Annotated in this window: 12 protein-coding genes; 4 read left to right on the top strand and 8 right to left on the bottom strand. The window is 42.1% G+C overall.

The features are described 5' to 3' along the window. Positions 1–204: 204 nt before the first annotated feature. Together JOC77_RS01325 and JOC77_RS01320 are read left to right on the top strand one after the other, a co-directional pair. Positions 205–840 carry a YigZ family protein gene (locus JOC77_RS01325; protein ID WP_204537597.1) on the top strand — a complete coding sequence of 212 codons (636 nt, stop codon included), beginning with the start codon at positions 205–207 and terminating at the stop codon, positions 838–840. A gap of 170 nt (positions 841–1,010) precedes the next feature. Next, positions 1,011–2,042: an LCP family protein gene (locus JOC77_RS01320; protein WP_204537595.1), complete on the top strand. Its 1,032-nt coding sequence runs from the start codon at positions 1,011–1,013 to the stop codon at positions 2,040–2,042. Positions 2,043–2,082: 40 nt separating this feature from the next. On the opposite strand, the gene JOC77_RS01315 is transcribed toward JOC77_RS01320, so the two are convergent. Next, complete coding sequence (locus JOC77_RS01315) at positions 2,083–2,391, bottom strand: hypothetical protein (RefSeq protein ID WP_204537593.1); 309 nt, start codon at positions 2,389–2,391, stop codon at positions 2,083–2,085. A gap of 311 nt (positions 2,392–2,702) precedes the next feature. Between JOC77_RS01315 and JOC77_RS01310 the strand changes: the two genes are divergently transcribed. After that, positions 2,703–3,941: an ROK family transcriptional regulator gene (locus JOC77_RS01310; protein WP_204537591.1), complete on the top strand. Its 1,239-nt coding sequence runs from the start codon at positions 2,703–2,705 to the stop codon at positions 3,939–3,941. Between the two features lie 475 nt (positions 3,942–4,416). On the opposite strand, the gene JOC77_RS01305 is transcribed toward JOC77_RS01310, so the two are convergent. The 4 genes from JOC77_RS01305 to JOC77_RS01290 form a co-directional block, all read right to left on the bottom strand. Continuing rightward, the gene (locus tag JOC77_RS01305; RefSeq protein ID WP_204537589.1) at positions 4,417–6,180 is read right to left on the bottom strand and encodes a glycoside hydrolase family 2 protein; all 1,764 of its coding nucleotides are present in this window, start codon (positions 6,178–6,180) and stop codon (positions 4,417–4,419) included. A gap of 91 nt (positions 6,181–6,271) precedes the next feature. After that, positions 6,272–7,102 carry a carbohydrate ABC transporter permease gene (locus tag JOC77_RS01300; protein WP_204537587.1) on the bottom strand — a complete coding sequence of 277 codons (831 nt, stop codon included), beginning with the start codon at positions 7,100–7,102 and terminating at the stop codon, positions 6,272–6,274. A 6-nt stretch (positions 7,103–7,108) separates the two neighbouring features. Continuing rightward, the gene (locus tag JOC77_RS01295; RefSeq protein WP_204537585.1) at positions 7,109–7,999 is read right to left on the bottom strand and encodes a carbohydrate ABC transporter permease; all 891 of its coding nucleotides are present in this window, start codon (positions 7,997–7,999) and stop codon (positions 7,109–7,111) included. 108 nt (positions 8,000–8,107) lie between these two features. After that, positions 8,108–9,370 carry an ABC transporter substrate-binding protein gene (locus JOC77_RS01290; RefSeq protein ID WP_204537583.1) on the bottom strand — a complete coding sequence of 421 codons (1,263 nt, stop codon included), beginning with the start codon at positions 9,368–9,370 and terminating at the stop codon, positions 8,108–8,110. Between the two features lie 359 nt (positions 9,371–9,729). On the opposite strand from JOC77_RS01290, the gene JOC77_RS01285 reads away from it, so the two are divergent. Next, positions 9,730–10,758: a family 43 glycosylhydrolase gene (locus JOC77_RS01285; RefSeq protein ID WP_204537581.1), complete on the top strand. Its 1,029-nt coding sequence runs from the start codon at positions 9,730–9,732 to the stop codon at positions 10,756–10,758. Positions 10,759–10,975: 217 nt separating this feature from the next. Here JOC77_RS01285 and JOC77_RS01280 read toward each other — a convergent pair whose 3' ends face one another. The 3 genes from JOC77_RS01280 to JOC77_RS01270 form a co-directional block, all read right to left on the bottom strand. Next, the gene (locus JOC77_RS01280; RefSeq protein ID WP_204537579.1) at positions 10,976–12,157 is read right to left on the bottom strand and encodes a galactokinase; all 1,182 of its coding nucleotides are present in this window, start codon (positions 12,155–12,157) and stop codon (positions 10,976–10,978) included. A gap of 54 nt (positions 12,158–12,211) precedes the next feature. Next, the gene (gene galT / locus JOC77_RS01275) at positions 12,212–13,717 is read right to left on the bottom strand and encodes a UDP-glucose--hexose-1-phosphate uridylyltransferase (RefSeq protein ID WP_204537577.1); all 1,506 of its coding nucleotides are present in this window, start codon (positions 13,715–13,717) and stop codon (positions 12,212–12,214) included. Between the two features lie 692 nt (positions 13,718–14,409). Then, positions 14,410–15,477, bottom strand: coding sequence for a glycosyltransferase family 4 protein (locus JOC77_RS01270; RefSeq protein ID WP_239558522.1), 1,068 nt, complete (start codon positions 15,475–15,477; stop codon positions 14,410–14,412). Positions 15,478–15,740: the final 263 nt, after the last annotated feature.

The following is a 15,740-nucleotide window of genomic DNA, read 5'->3' as shown; positions in this document are numbered from 1 at the left end:
CATAAATCAAGTTACGAAAAATGTCGTTTCATGAAAAATTCCAGCTTTATTAATCTTTAACAGCTTTCCTAACTTCCTCCATTGCTCTATTCCTGGTAAAACATTATAATAAATGATTAGGAAGTTGGGAAATATTTCACTTTTCTTAACAAAACCAATAATATCCACGGGAAATTGGGGACTGTCCCCATTAAGGGTGATTGTATGCTTGCTAGTTATTTGACGGTTAAAGGGTATGGCGAGCATGAGATTGTGATTCAGAAGTCTCGGTTTATTGCCTATGTGGAGCGTGCCGAAACGGAAGAAGCTGCCCAGGAGTTTATTGCTTCTATTAAAAAGCAGCATTGGGATGCGAATCATAACTGCTCGGCTTATTTAATAGGAGAAACTAATTTAATACAAAAAGCGAATGATGACGGCGAGCCAAGCGGTACGGCTGGAGTTCCTATGCTGGAGGTCCTTAAAAAGAAAGATTTAAAGGATACAGTAGTTGTCGTAACGAGATATTTCGGCGGTATTAAACTAGGCGCAGGCGGATTGATCCGTGCTTACGGAAAGTCAGTCTCTGAAGGGCTTGAAGCAACCGGTATTGTAGAACGAAAACTAATGCGGGTTATGCATACAAAGGTCGATTATACTTGGCTTGGGAAACTGGAAAACGAACTGAGGTCCTCTATTTACACTCTTAAAGAAATCCATTACAGCGACCTTGTCGAAATTGAAGCATATGTTGAAGAGGGAGCAATCGATGCCTTTACAGACTGGATGACCGAGCTGACTAACGGCCAGGGGAGCATTTCAAAAGGTGAAGTTCTTTATTTGGAAAAAGCTCATAAATAAATGCTTTTCTATGAATATGGGTATCTCGTTAATATATTCAATTAATTAGGGCAAAGTCCCCGTGAAGAAATGTTGTTTACGAAATTTGTGATAAATTGTAAAATATGATAAGTAAACTGCCGATAAAGATTAACAGAGCCTTTACACAATCCATAAAAGGAGAAACTACCATGTCTTCTACAAGAAGAGTTTATAAAGTATACAAAAAGAAAAGAAGGCGTAAAAGGCTTCTTTCCTTTATATTAGTTCCTATCCTTGTTCTTGCATTAGTAGGAACGGGCTATGCTGCCTTCTTATATAATAAAGCAGAAAATGTATTCAGCGGAACCTTTGAATCTATCGGAAAATCTTCAAAGCGGGTTGCCGCAGTCGATCCGAGTGAAGATAATATAAGCGTATTGTTCATCGGAATTGATGACAGCCAGAAGAGAAAGCTGAAAGGGAATACCCGCTCAGATGCTCTGATGTTGGCAACCTTTAATACAAAAGAAAAAACGATAAAACTGGTCAGTATCCCGCGTGACTCGTATGTTCACATCCCAGAAAATGATACGACCACCAAAATCACCCATGCACACGCAATCGGGGGCACTAAGGCAACTGTAGAAACGGTTGAAGAATTAATGCAGGTGCCCGTTGATTATTACGTAAAAATGAACTTCAATGCCTTTATGGATGTTGTTGATGCACTTAACGGAATAAAAGTGGACGTTCCTTATGAAATGTATGAACAGGATTCCAAAGACCGTAAAGATGCAATCCACCTTCTAAAAGGCGAGCAGAATCTTAACGGTGAAGAAGCTCTTGCCTTTGTCCGTACAAGACATCAAGACAGTGACATTTACCGCGGTAAGCGCCAGCAGCAAGTGATGCAGGCTATCGCTGCCAAAGCAGCTTCAGCAGGTGCTATTTCTAAGTACACCGAAGTAATTGACGCGATCGGCGACAATATGACAACCAACCTGACTTTCTCTGAAATGAAAGCATTCCTGGACTATGTGCTGTCAAGCGATGGCCTTCAGCTGGAATCTCTGGACCTCAAAGGCGAAGACAGCCGCATTGAAGGAGTGTACTATTACCAGCTTGATGATGCATCAGTGGAGGAAATTAGAAACACGCTAAAAACACACCTTGACCTGACTCCTGAAGAAACAGCTAAGTTCAGTGCCGCAGCTGAAGAGGAACCAACCATTCAGGAATAATTAAAAAATGCCATAGAGCCTTTGGGCTCTATGGCATTTTTTAATTTTGCTTTGATTGTTCACTCAGAAGTCCTGTTAAAATAAATTTTAGAAAAGAAATTTCATTTGAATTTCTCTGGTTAATTAAATAGAGCTGATTAATAATATCCACCAGCTGATGCTTATTAAGCCCATCTAATAGAATATTAGTAGCCCTGACTTTGCTTAATTTCACTTCGTTTTGTTCAGCTACTTTAATAGATAGATCCTTAAATGAACTAATACTATCATCAAGTATATCCTTAAGTTCATTTCTGGTCAGCCGAGTTCCGGTTTCATAAGGCAATGTAGGTGTAATTTCACTATTCAATGCTCTGCACCCTTTCTGTCAAATCCTGTTAATAGTTCCCCACAATAACCCCTTTAAAAAGCCAGTATTCACGCAAGAATTCTAATAAAAAAAGAATGGAGTGTCAATATGAGGTGAGTATGGTAATTTATTATTTATTTACCTTTAAATGTTATTTTGTAAAATGGGTCAGAATAATCATTTATATGTTTCTGCCGAAATTTGTCTAAATATAGTTCCTTTTACTATTATACGATGTATTAACATAGCCAAATAGTTTATAATTAAATTTAATTAAGTAACAAATAACTGACTTAGACGGGGGAATACAAATGGTGAAGAACCTTCTCAGAGGCAGTTTTAAGCTGATGAAATCTATGAACCGTTCGTTAATTTTAAATATTATCCGAGAAAAAGGTCCCATATCAAGGGCTGAAATTGCAAAGCTGACAAAGCTGACACCTCCAACAGTAAGCAGCCTTGTTAAAGAATTACTTCAGGCCGAAATTGTAATTGAAAGAAACCTGGGCGAATCCAGCGGAGGGCGCAAACCCACTCTATTAACATTAAACAGTAAAATGTTTCATGTCATCGGGATGGATATAGGATCCCAGAACATAAAGACGATCCTCACGACCATTACCGGGTCAATTATCAAACACTCGATCGTCCCTCTCCCGGCTGAGAGTACCAGAGAAACTCTTCTCTCAGCAATCATACAGTCTGTCCAAAGCATTTTAGATGATACAGAGATCGATGAAGAGAAAATAGTCGGCATTGGCGTAGGAATGCACGGAATAGTGGATGCCAATCAAGGGATATCTGTGTTTGCTCCTAATTTACATTTACACAATATCCCGATTAAAGAAGTGCTTGAAGAAAAGTTTAATATGATTGTAAAAGTGGAGAATGACGGCCGCGCCATGAGCCTCGGGGAACTATGGTTTGGCAACGGAGCCGGCATCGACAGCTTCGTTTGTATAAATGTCGGCCGTGGAATCGGCGCTGGAATCATTATGAATGGAAAACTCTATCATGGCAGCCATTTTATCAGCGGCGAAATAGGACATATGGTCATAGACATCGATGGCCCCAAATGCACATGCGGCAATTACGGCTGTCTGCAGACATTCGCCTCGGGCCCTGCTATTGTGGATCGAGTAAAAAAAGAAATGCGGCTTGGGCAATCCAGTCTATTGTCCCAGCTTACCGAAGGCAATCTCGACAACGTGACAGGCGAATTAATTTACAAGGCGGCCCTGGACGGCGACAGCTTATGCCGCACAGCCCTTCAGCAGGCAGGACGCTATATGGGAGTTGGCTTAACCAACCTTATCCATACCGTAAACCCAAGACGAATTATCATCGGCGGCGGCGTTTCCAATGCCGGCGATCTAATTATGGAAAGCATCACACAAACCGTTAAGCAGCGTGCTCTGACACAGCCAGCAAAAGAAACCGAAATCATCCTTTCTAAATTCGGTGATGACGCAACCGCCATGGGGGCAGTCGCACTCATTTTGGCTGAATTGTTTACATCAAGGAATACTGAAACAGCTTCTGCTCTTTGAGTTGAGGCTGTTTTTTTAGGCGTGTGTGGCTGAAGCCATACTGAGGGTCCCTGAGAAATAATTGAGCCGTTTTTTGAGATAATTGCATCATATAAAAAAATAATTGCGCCAAACGTATATAATGACTATAAAACTTATTTCCATGGCAGCTTCATAGAGTAAAATTGCGCCGAATCCCTTATTATTTGTGGCTTTATTAAAAGATTGTGCGGATAACAAGATAATTGAGCCGAAACTAGGCAGGTATCCTCACCGGTTCTGCGCTACACCCCGTACCACTTTGAACTTTCACCCCATCTAGTTTCTCCGCCGTCACAGCAGCTCATTCCGCCTCGCTTTTTCCACCGTTCTGCCATTAGCTGTTCCTCATCAAAACTCAGCCCTCAGCACTTCAAATTAGCACCTCATCTACCGCAGCCCAGCTCCAAAAAAAATCCCCGCACTCTCCACAGGAGCACAGGGATCTTCAACACCATTATTTCTTACTATTTATCTCTCTTATCTTGCTAAAATCACATTTCGGTTCACGATCATAGGTCAGCAGTCCGTTAATTTCCTGCTCAACATCGGTTAACTGAGTATAGCAAAAGCCCTGTACAACCTTACTGTTAAATAACGCATCCGTTACTTTGCGGTATTCTTCTACCAGGTCTTCCTCGGATTGTACGGCTGAGTAGCCCCATCCTTCTGTTTCGTCCACTTTATAAGCAATGCCGCCATATTCTGTGATAAGAATCGGTTCTCCGCCATAGGAGAAGCCCTTAGCATAAATCACACGGTTTGCCGGTGTAGTTGAAATGGCGCTTTCCACATCTTTGTAAGCTTCGGCCATTTCCTCAGCACTGCGGTAGTTATGAATGCCGCAGATGTCAGAAATCGTGTGCTCCCAGCCGTCGTTAGAAAGCACGGGACGAGTTTGATCAATAGACTTGGTCTGCCAGTACATGGATGTAGCATGTGCCTGCTGCTGCTTGTCGTATGCAACTCTTGAGATGCCCCAGCTTTCGTTAAGCGGAAGCCATACGATAATCGATGGATGACTGTAATCACGCTTTACTACATCAAACCATTCAGTTGCTAAGCGGCGGGCAGCTTCTTCACTGTATTCAGATGCGTTCGCCATTTCTCCCCATACCAGAAATCCAAGTTTATCTGCCCAGTAAAGAAAACGCGGATCTTCAACCTTCTGGTGCTTTCTCGCCCCGTTAAAGCCCATTTCTTTGGCAAGCTCAATATCTTTCTTTAAGTCTTCATCTGTCGGAGCTGTTAACAGTGCCTTCGGGAAATATCCCTGATCCAGGACAAGCTTTTGATAATAAGGCATATTGTTCAGCATAAAAATACCGTCTTCGATGGATACTTTTCTCATTCCAAAATAGGTCTCAATCTGATCAAGGATCTGCTCCCCATTTTTTAAGGTAAGTGTGACATCAAATAAATTTGGGTGTTCCGGAGACCAGTACCAGCCAGGTCCATGGATATTGCTGCGGTCTGTAAAGCGGTTGCGCAGATTATAGCTCCGCTTATTGTATATTTCATAGATATTCGAAGAATCAGTGATGATTTTTTGGCCTTTAAAGGAAATCTCAACAGACAGTGAAAGCCCTTCAATTAAACCGCCATCGATTTCAAACTCGAGATCAATGTCCCCGCGGTCAATTTCAGGTGTCCAGCGAATGCCGCTTAACGTAACCTGATCAACTGGTTCCATCCACACTGTCTGCCAGATTCCGGTTGTTCTCGTGTAAAAAATTGACTCTGATTTTTCGTGCCAGTACTGCTTCCCTCTTGGGATGGTCACATCTTCAGATGGATCTTCCACACGTACCGTTACTTCATCGTCACTGCCGTCCTTTTTCAATAAATGAGTGATATTTACGGAAAAAGGAGTATTTCCTCCTTCGTGATGAAAGGCAAGATTGCCATTGATATACACCCATGAGCGGTAATCCACTGCACCGAAATGAAGGTGAATCTGCTTGCCAGACCATTTCTCTGGAACGGCAATTCTGCGGTGATACCATACTACATCATGAAAGCCAGGGTCATTTATTCCGCTCAACTCAGTTTGAAATGCAAACGGAACAGTAATGGTCTGCCCTGCTGGAAATTGCTCAAACCATTTTTCAGAAAGACCTTTATTTCCATCATCAAAAGCAAAGTCCCATTGACCGTTTAAGTTTTGCCATTCATTACGGACAAATTGGGGTCTAGGATATTCATTGCGGGGAATAGACATTGTATACTCAATCCTTCCTAAATTAAATGCGCAAGCACCCGGTTAGCGCTAGTCACTGGGTGCTGGAGCTGGACAATTTTATAAACTAAAATTATTTTATTCCTGACTGTGTTACACCTTTAATAAACGAACGCTGGCCGATCACAAACAGAAGCACCGCTGGTATCGTCGCTATTGAAGTTAATGCCATTAATTTTGCCGGCGAAGATACGAAGCTTCCCTGTTGCATGATGGCAATACCTGTGGTGATTGTCCGCATTTCCGGAGAATTCGTTGTCACTAAAGGCCATAGGAAGTCGTTGTAAATTCCCATGAATGTGAAGATTGCCAGTGTCCAGATAACCGGTCGGGCAGATGGCAGTACAACCTTTGTGAATACCTGCCACTTATTGGCTCCATCCAGGAATGCCGCTTCTTCCAGCTCTTTTGGGAATCCTCTGAAATATTGATATAGAAGAAATACACCAAACGCGTTCGCTGAATAAGGAAGTATTAAGACGGCATACGTATCGAGAAGGCCGAAAGTGTTGAATTCCATATACAATGGAAGGAATGTAATAACCCATGGAATGGTTAAAGATCCGATGAACATGCCGATGAACAGCTTTTTAAAAGGAACATCTAATCGTGCGAGTCCATATGCAGCCAATGTATCAACAATCAAGACAATTAAAGTTCCGGCAATACCAACAAAAAGTGAGTTGGCCATCCATGCTAAGACGGGAGTTTCTCCGTCTCCTTGAAAAGCATATTGATAGTTTTCTAGAGTAAATACTTCCGGCAGCCACTTTAATCCTGCCGTAAACGCTTCCTGGTCGCTTTTGAAAGAAGTAGCCAGCATCCAGAAGATTGGAACAAGGAATATCAGGCCTATCAGAATGCCTATGATGACGATAACCGCTTTACTTGCTTTGCTTTGCATGCTCCACTACTCCTTTCGATTTGTGATGCGCAGCTGAACGACTGAAATGACGATCATGATTAAGGCCATCATAAGCGACATCGCTGCTGCATTTCCTAATTGTCTTTGTTTAAATGCTTCATCGACAATGTTCATTAATAAAACCTTTGTTTCTGTTCCCGGTCCGCCTCTTGTCATTAAGTATGGCTGGCCATAGATGTTAAATGAAGCAATGGTGGAGGTGATCAAAACAAACAGCATCGTCGGTTTGATGCTCGGCAGTGTAATGTAGATCAAGCGCTGCCATCTTGAGGCCCCGTCAAGAGAACCTGCTTCATATAATTCTTCAGACACATCATTTAATGCATTTATGAAAATAACCATATTAAAACCAATCGTCCACCAGAGGGTTGCAATAACGATTGATACCCAAGCCCATGGCAGGTCCGTAAGCCATGGAATAATCGGCAGATGAAGAACCTGCAGGTACTGGTTGATCAATCCGCTGTTCGTATCAAGAAGCCAGAGCCAGATAATCGCTACAACAGATACAGATACAGAATAAGGAATAAAGTACATCGTACGGAATATCCCTTTAAGCCTGCCTGGGAGGCTGTTTATCAAGAGGGCAAGGCCAAGGCCGACCACCACTAATAATGGCACACTAAAGATAACAAATAGGAGAGTGTGCTTTAAGCCTTCAAAAAACAGGTTATTTAGATAAGAAGAAGAGTCAAAAATCTTCATATAGTTTTTTAATCCGACAAATTCATGGACAGGATTCAATAAATCCCAGTTGTGCAAGCTCATCCATGCGCCATAGATGATGGGTATAAACAGGAAAATGGTGAACAAAATCAAATATGGAAGCACGAACAAACTTGAAGTCAGCTTAGATTTCCAGCTTGTTTTGTACATGTAACCTCTCCCCCTTTCAAATGTTTTTGTAAATACGTTCTGATAAAGAAGAGACGGGCAGGTTAGTTTTCACTATACACCTGTCCCGCCTCCCTGTTTTTGCTTTGCTTATTTATTCAATAATTGTTCTGCTTTTTTATTAGCATCGTCTAAAGCTTTTTGAGGATCCTTCTTGCCTAGTAAAGCAAGGTTTACTTCAGCCCATAGCGGCTCTGATAATTGACCCCAGTTTGCAACGCGTGGAGCAAATTTAGCATATTCAAATTGTTTCGCAACTTGCGGCTGCTGAACCATCTTTTTGAAATCTTCGTTTTGCTCATAAATGGCTTTTGAAGCTGGAGCCTGGCCTGATTTTGCCCACTCCATTGTGTTATCTGCCGTATATTTCAAGAAATCAGAGATTCCTTCAAGTTTCTTTGAATCTTTTACAGAAGCCGGGATAACAAAGTTATGTCCATTTGCATAAACTGCCTGCTGTTTTGTACCTAATGTAGGAACTGGAGCTACACCATAGTTCAGGCCTGCTTTATCCCATTGTTCCATCATCCAAGGACCGTTTAACTGCATCGCGTTTTTGCCTTGAAGGAATAAGGTTACTTCACCATCCTGCTGAACGTTAGCCGGTGATACTTTTTCTTTTTGAACAAGGTCTCTTAAGAAAGTTAAAGCCTCAACACCTTCAGGGCTGTTGTAGTTAGGTTTGCCGTCTTTAAGCAATTCGCCGCCATTCTGGAAGAATACAGTTGGATAGATGAATTGGTTCGGCCATAGAGTCGGCACTACAAACCCATATTGCTTTTTAGATTCATCTGTAAGCTTTTTAGCTGCAGCAACGAACTCTTCACGGTTGGTTGGCGGCTTCTCCGGATCTAAACCGGCTGCTTTGAACATGTCTTTATTGTAGTACATGACTAATGGGTGAATATCTAAAGGAATGGAATACTGCTTCCCGTCAATTGTTCCTCCCTGCCATGCAGTTTCTGAGTAATCTTCAGCTTTAACATTATTTTTCTTAACGGTATCTGACATATCTTTTAATAGATTTTTCTCAGCATAGTTTGTAAGCTGATCCGTATGCATGATCATAAGATCCGGAGCATTTTTCTGGCCTGAGAATGCAAGGTCAACTGTTTTATAGTAATCTGTCTGAGGAACAATCTGTAAGTCTACTTCGTATTTATCTTGAGATTTATTATAGTTGGCTACTATGTTCTTCATTCGCGGGCCATCTGCACCTGAGAATGGAGCCCAATAAGTAATTTTATCGCCGCCGCCTTTAGAAGATCCTGCTTCCTTATCGGAACATCCAGCTAAAGAACCAATCGCAAGTGCCGCTGTCATTGCAGCGCCAAGCCACTTCTTCTTCTTCATCTTGTGTTTCCCCCTTGGGTAAATGTGAGTTAATAGCTTCATTTAAAGCTTTAATGCTTAGGTAATTGACGAAATAAATTAGTTAGTTAAATTAATTTACTTTGTATATTCATCATAATCTCATAGCCTATTTTTGTCAACGCTTTCAATTTAAAAAATATTAAGATTACTAGACTTAATTTAAGTGATTTATCCATGGATATCTGTTCCAACTGCCTCTCATTTTCTTCCCTTATCCACTTAAATTATAAAAGGAAATATATTGAAGCCTGAAATAAACTAAGATAGAATCTCAGTAGGTAAGTTAAGTTATTTAATAAAGGGAAACAGGGTCCCCCTGGGAAAAGGTTGTGGAAAGAGTGGGTAAAAGATTAATAGTTCTATTTTTAGCGAGTCTGCTTGTATTAGGTGGATGCTCGAAAGCTCCCGGAAAGGAACTAGCAAAGAGCTCTCAATATAAAAATCCTGTGTTCCAGCCAGTGATTGCTGATCCGTCGATCATAAAAGGTAAAGACGGCTATTTTTATGTATATGGAACAGAAGATAACTGGGGTGAAGGAAAAGGCCCGAAATATGTTCCAGTAATCCGCTCCAAAGACCTGGTAAAATGGAAGTATATCGGCGAGGCATTTCAAGCTGTCGACAAGCCTAATTGGAAGGAAGGCGGCATTTGGGCTCCCGATATTTCCTACTATAATGACAAGTATTATCTGTATTACTCTATGTCCACCTGGGGAGATATGGACCCAGGTATCGGAGTTGCAACGAGCGAAAAACCCGAAGGTCCGTTTACCGATGAGGGTCCATTATTTCGCAGCCAAATAATCGGTGTCGAAAATTCTATTGATCCTGCTTTTTATGATGATAATGGCACTCCTTATCTTTTCTGGGGAAGCTTTCATGGAATCTATGGAGTCAAGTTATCAAGGGACGGCTTTAAAGTATCAGGCAAACCATTTCAGGTTGCCGGCAACGCTTTTGAAGCTCCGTATGTGGTAAAGCGCGAGGGATTTTATTATATGTTTCTTTCCTCTGGCTCCTGCTGTGAAGGTGAGGATAGCACCTATCATGTTGCAGTGGCAAGATCTAAATCCATAACAGGCCCTTATCTTGATAAAAGCGGAAACGATATTGTGTCAACGGAAGGAACCGTTATTCTCACGGGCAGCAAGAAATTCGCCGGACCCGGACATAATGCCATCATCACAGATAAAAAAGGCACAGATTGGCTCGTCTATCATGCTATAGATAAAAAAGAACCAAAAATGATCAGCGGCGTTACCCGCAGGCCGCTCATGATCGATCCGATCCTCTGGAAGGATGGCTGGCCGCAGATCAAAAACCAGGAGCCGGGTGAGAAGCTACAGGATGCGCCCCTGTTGAAGTAATAGTAAAAAGGCTGGCCTTTTGGGCCAGCCTTTCTTATTGATGTAATTCGTGATTAGAAGGCAAATAAGCTCCTCGCCATAAGGCCTGGCTGATTGTTTATCTATCCTGGTATCCCTCCAGATTAGCTTTATGCAAGTGCCAGGCTGTTTCAAGGATTGTTTTAGCTATGGCTGATGCAGCATGCACCGCCTGTAGCTAAAATGGCCATTATTCCCCTTATAAAATCTCTTTTGCGCCATCTCCTATTTTGCACACATAAAAAGCCGGTTCAAGGCCCGTTGTTTCTGTGTAATTTTTAGCTACTTTATCTTTAAACTCATCCACTGCTTCTTCCTTAACGAGGCTCACATTGCAGCCGCCAAATCCGGCCCCTGTCATGCGTGTTCCCACGCAGCCTTCTATTTTTGATGCTTCTTCAAAGAGTGTATCCAGCTCAAAGCCTGTTACTTCATATAAATCTCTCAAAGATTCATGTGATTGTTTCATCAATTCTCCGAAGGCCAGGATATCATTTTCCTGCAGACTCTGAGTTGCCGCAAGTACACGTTCGTTTTCTGCGATAACATGCTCAGCGCGGTTACGGATCACTTCGTTTTCAATAAATCCTTTTACGTTTTCCCACTTAGCTGCGCTTACTTCTCCTAAGTTTTGAACACCCTTGAGGTGCTGCTGGATAATTGCAAGTGCTTCCTCACATTGAGCACGGCGCTCATTGTATTTGGAATCAGCAAGTCCGCGGCGTTTATTGGTGTTGATAATAACCAGCTTATAGCCGTTGATTTTCACGGGTACATATTTGAATTCCAGCGTGTCGCACTTCAGCATCATCGCCTGGTTTTCCTTGCCCATGCCCACCGCAAACTGATCCATGATTCCACAGTTAACTCCGACAAAACGGTTTTCGGCATTCTGGCCGATTTTTACCAGTTCAATCATTGGAATCTCTAATCCGGCAAGCTTACTTAACGCAAGCCCAGTTACAAGCTCAATGGACGCAGAAGACGATAACCCTGCCCCATTCGGTATATTGCCATAATAAAGAACATCGGCACCTAAATATTGTTCACTGCCATCCTGCCCGGCTAGCTGAAGTAGCTCCTTCAATACGCCTTTTGGATAGTTAGCCCAGTCATCCTCCTGTTTATAAACCAGCTCTTCCTTTACTGAACAGGCTGCTGTCGAAGGGAAATTAGCAGAAGCCAGCCTGTACTCTCTATCTTTACGGGGAGCCGCTGCCGCCCAGGTCCCGAACGTTAAAGCTGCTGGAAACACATAACCCCCATTATAATCAGTGTGCTCGCCAATTAAATTCACCCGCCCCGGAGCGAAGAAAATTCTTACGCCTTCTTCATAGCCATATTGATCTCTAAATAATTCTCTTAGCTGAATCGCATTCATATACACAACCCGCTTTCCGATTTCATTTTTTAAAGCATAAAATCTATTTTTCTATTACTTTGCGTTCTCTTCCAGCCAGTACAAAAATTTTAAGAAAGCCGTTTTTCCTTCTTTTGTTCTTTTAAAAACACCAGCGTGTTCAAGAACCGTCTGGAATACGGCACCAACTTCCACTTCAATAATATCCATCACGTTTGTTTTAGTAATAGCGTCATACTTGGCTGATAGGTTCTGAACCCAATCCCAATGCTTAATGACCGACTCATCCCATTCCTCTTTAGAAACAGGATGAAGAAGATATTCGGCAACAAGCCCTAATTCTTCGGCAAGTCTCCCCGGCAAGACGGCCAGACCCATTACTTCGATTAAACCGATATTTTCTTTCTTAATATGATGAAGTTCAGCATGAGGATGAAAAATGCCGTCTGGATGTTCCTCTGATGTCTGATTATTTCGTAAAACAACATCCATCTCATATAAATCGCCTCGTCTTCTGGCAATCGGTGTAACTGTGTTATGCGGCGTATCGCCGCTGAATGCATATACATCGGCTTCTCTGTCACTGTACGTCTGCCAGCTTTTCCAGATGAATTCCGATGCAGCTTGGACTTCATTCTTCTCACCTCGCACGCGGATCACGGACATCGGCCAATTCACGATCCCAAGCGTCACAGAAGGGAAGCGATCGAGGCTGATGGATTCTTCCGTTTCTGCTCTCTCAATGGCAAACTCATATCTTCCTCCCTGGAAGTGGTCATGAGTTAAAATGGAACCGCCTACAATTGGCAGGTCGGCATTTGAACCAATGAAATAATGAGGAAACTGCTCCGTAAATTCAAGCAGCCTTGTGAAAGTATCTCCGGATATTTTCATAGGGAGATGCTCTTGCCGGAAAACAATGGAATGCTCATTATAGTAAACATAAGGAGAATACTGCAGGAACCAGCCTTCATTATTCAGTGTTAATGGGATAATTCTATGTGTCGCTCTTGCTGCGTTCCAAAGATTTCCTCTGTAGCCCTCATTTTCCCGGCACAATGCACAGGCAGGGTAATTTCCCTGAGGAGCACTTTTTAAAAGTAAAATCTCTTTAGGATCCTTCTCAGGCTTAGATAAATTAATGGTAATATCTATTTCACCATATGGAGTCTGGCTCTTCCATTGTTTGTTTTTTGCTATACGGTCCTTACGGATATAGTTCGATGCCAGCGATAAATGGTAATAGGCATCTGTAGCTGCTTCAGGATTCTTTGTATAATTCTCTTTAAATGTACGAACCACTTCTGACGGGCGCGGCATCAAGCAATTCATAATTTCTGTATCCAGAATATCCCGTTCAGTAACCGTATTCGATGCTAGAATACCCTGTTCAGCTGACCAGTCCAAAATGGTTTTAAGAATAACTTCTAAAGAAGACTCTTCTCCCCCGCAATCCTCCCATTCATCTAAACCTAATACTTCCATGATGCGATTGCGTGAATAAATAAGATCTTCTTTTTCCAACAAACCTTGCTGAACTCCGTAATTTAATAAACTTTGAATAGATTGATAGATTGTCATCCGAGTCCACCTCATTTTAATTAACATATATGATTAACTTAATTAAATTAATTAATTATCTTTGTTTCATCATAGAACGTTCAGCTTAAATTATCAATGATTTTATAAAAGTCTGCGGAAATTTCATTCTGCGGGCCTGCTGTCAGATTCGGTTTGGGTGACCTGTCCTCGGCTAGGGTCATCGCGCGCATAGGGACCAAAATCGAGCGTTCCTGCTGCTGAACTTCCAGTTAGACTTGGTTTGGGTGACCTGCCCTCAGTTGGTCCATCGCACCTATTTTTACAATCGAGCATAGGCCAACCAAATTAGAGCGTATTTTTTCAAAATCGAGCGTAGGAGACCAAAATCGAGCGTATTTTTTCAGAATCGCGCGTAGAGAGACCAAAATCGAGCGTTCCTGCTGCTGAACTTCCAGTTAGGCTTGGTTTGGGTGACCTGCCCTCAGTTGGTCCATCGCACCTATTTTTACAATCGAGCATAGGCCAACCAAAATCGAGCGTATTTTCTCAGAATCGCGCGTATAGGGACCAAAATAGAGCGTTCCTGCTGCTGAACTTGCATTATCTCGGTTTGGATGACCTGCCCTTGGCTAAGCCCATCACGCGTACCCTCACCAAAATCGAGCGTACCAGCTAATTTCCGGATGAAAAAAAGCCCCATTCAGAAACAAAATTCTGAATGGGGCTTTTTATTATGGCCGGTCTTTTACGCTTTTTGAAGCAATGAACTTTAAGAGAGGGCGGTAATCATGTCCAACAAGACCAATAGACTCTACAAACAGTTCAATGGCAAGGATCAGGACTGCTATGAAAAGCATCGCTCCCCATACGGTTGACATGGTGAAGATAAAGGCTGCCAATCCAAATGATGCTGCAATGGCGTAAATGAGCAGTACGGTTTGTTTGTGTGTAAAACCGATTCGCAGTAAGCAGTGATGCAGATGTGATTTGTCTGGTGCCGCAATCGGCTGCTTGTTGACGATTCTTCTGATGATTGCAAAGAATGTATCAGATATCGGTACTCCAAGGATTATAATCGGTACTACTAATGAGATGAACGTTACGTTCTTAAATCCGAGCAGCGATAGGACAGAGATGATATAGCCAAGGAATAGTGCTCCTGTATCACCCATGAATACCTTTGCGGGGAAGAAATTAAATTTAAGGAAGCCGAGTGTGCTTCCAGTTACTATTAGGGCTATGATCGCAACAAACATGTCGTCCATGATCAAGGCCATGCCTGAGATAGCAAGCAGTGCAAATGATGAAACACCGGCAGCAAGGCCGTCTAATCCATCGATTAAATTAATTGTATTTGTTATACCCACAATCCATATGATCGTTATAGGAATACTCAGTACGCCAAAATCAAGCTGTCCTCCGAACGGAAGGTTAATATATTCAACCTGAATCCCGCCCCAGTACACGACGATCAGTGCTGCTGCAATTTGTCCGATGAGCTTGGTTCTTGCTTTCATTTCATGGATATCATCCATGAGGCCAAACAATACAATGACAAAGGCACCGGCCAGGATAGCGACTTGATTATATTCCTCAAATGGAAAATAAGGGGTCATAATAAGGTATACGGCGACAAAACTAATAAAGATAGCCAGCCCGCCTGCAGAAGGCATCACTTTAGCGTGTACTTTGCGGCTATTAGGTTTATCTGCAGCCCCTACCATTAATGAAAAACGGATGACTAGCGGCGTAATAAGCAGTGATAGTATTAAGGCTAAACAGAAAGCTAACAGCAACAAGGTACCCACCTCTTTTCTTGAATGTATATACACAATTACCCATATTTCGCAATCTGTAACATATTAACATAAAATGGTGTTTTATACCATTACTCTTTAATTCGTATCTAAATATACATTATAAACGCTTTTTGCATTTTTCTCCACGAAAATTTGACAAAGGAGAAATATTTGAAGATATACTCCTAACTATGTCATATAATCGACTTTTTTGTAACAGAGAGAGGTTCATTTAACCCGGGCAGAGTGGTCTATACCTGCCT

The sequence above is a fragment of the Peribacillus deserti genome, assembly GCF_016909175.1.
GTDB lineage: Bacteria > Bacillota > Bacilli > Bacillales > DSM-1321 > Paraperibacillus > Paraperibacillus deserti.
This window is presented reverse-complemented; position numbering and strand designations above follow the sequence as displayed.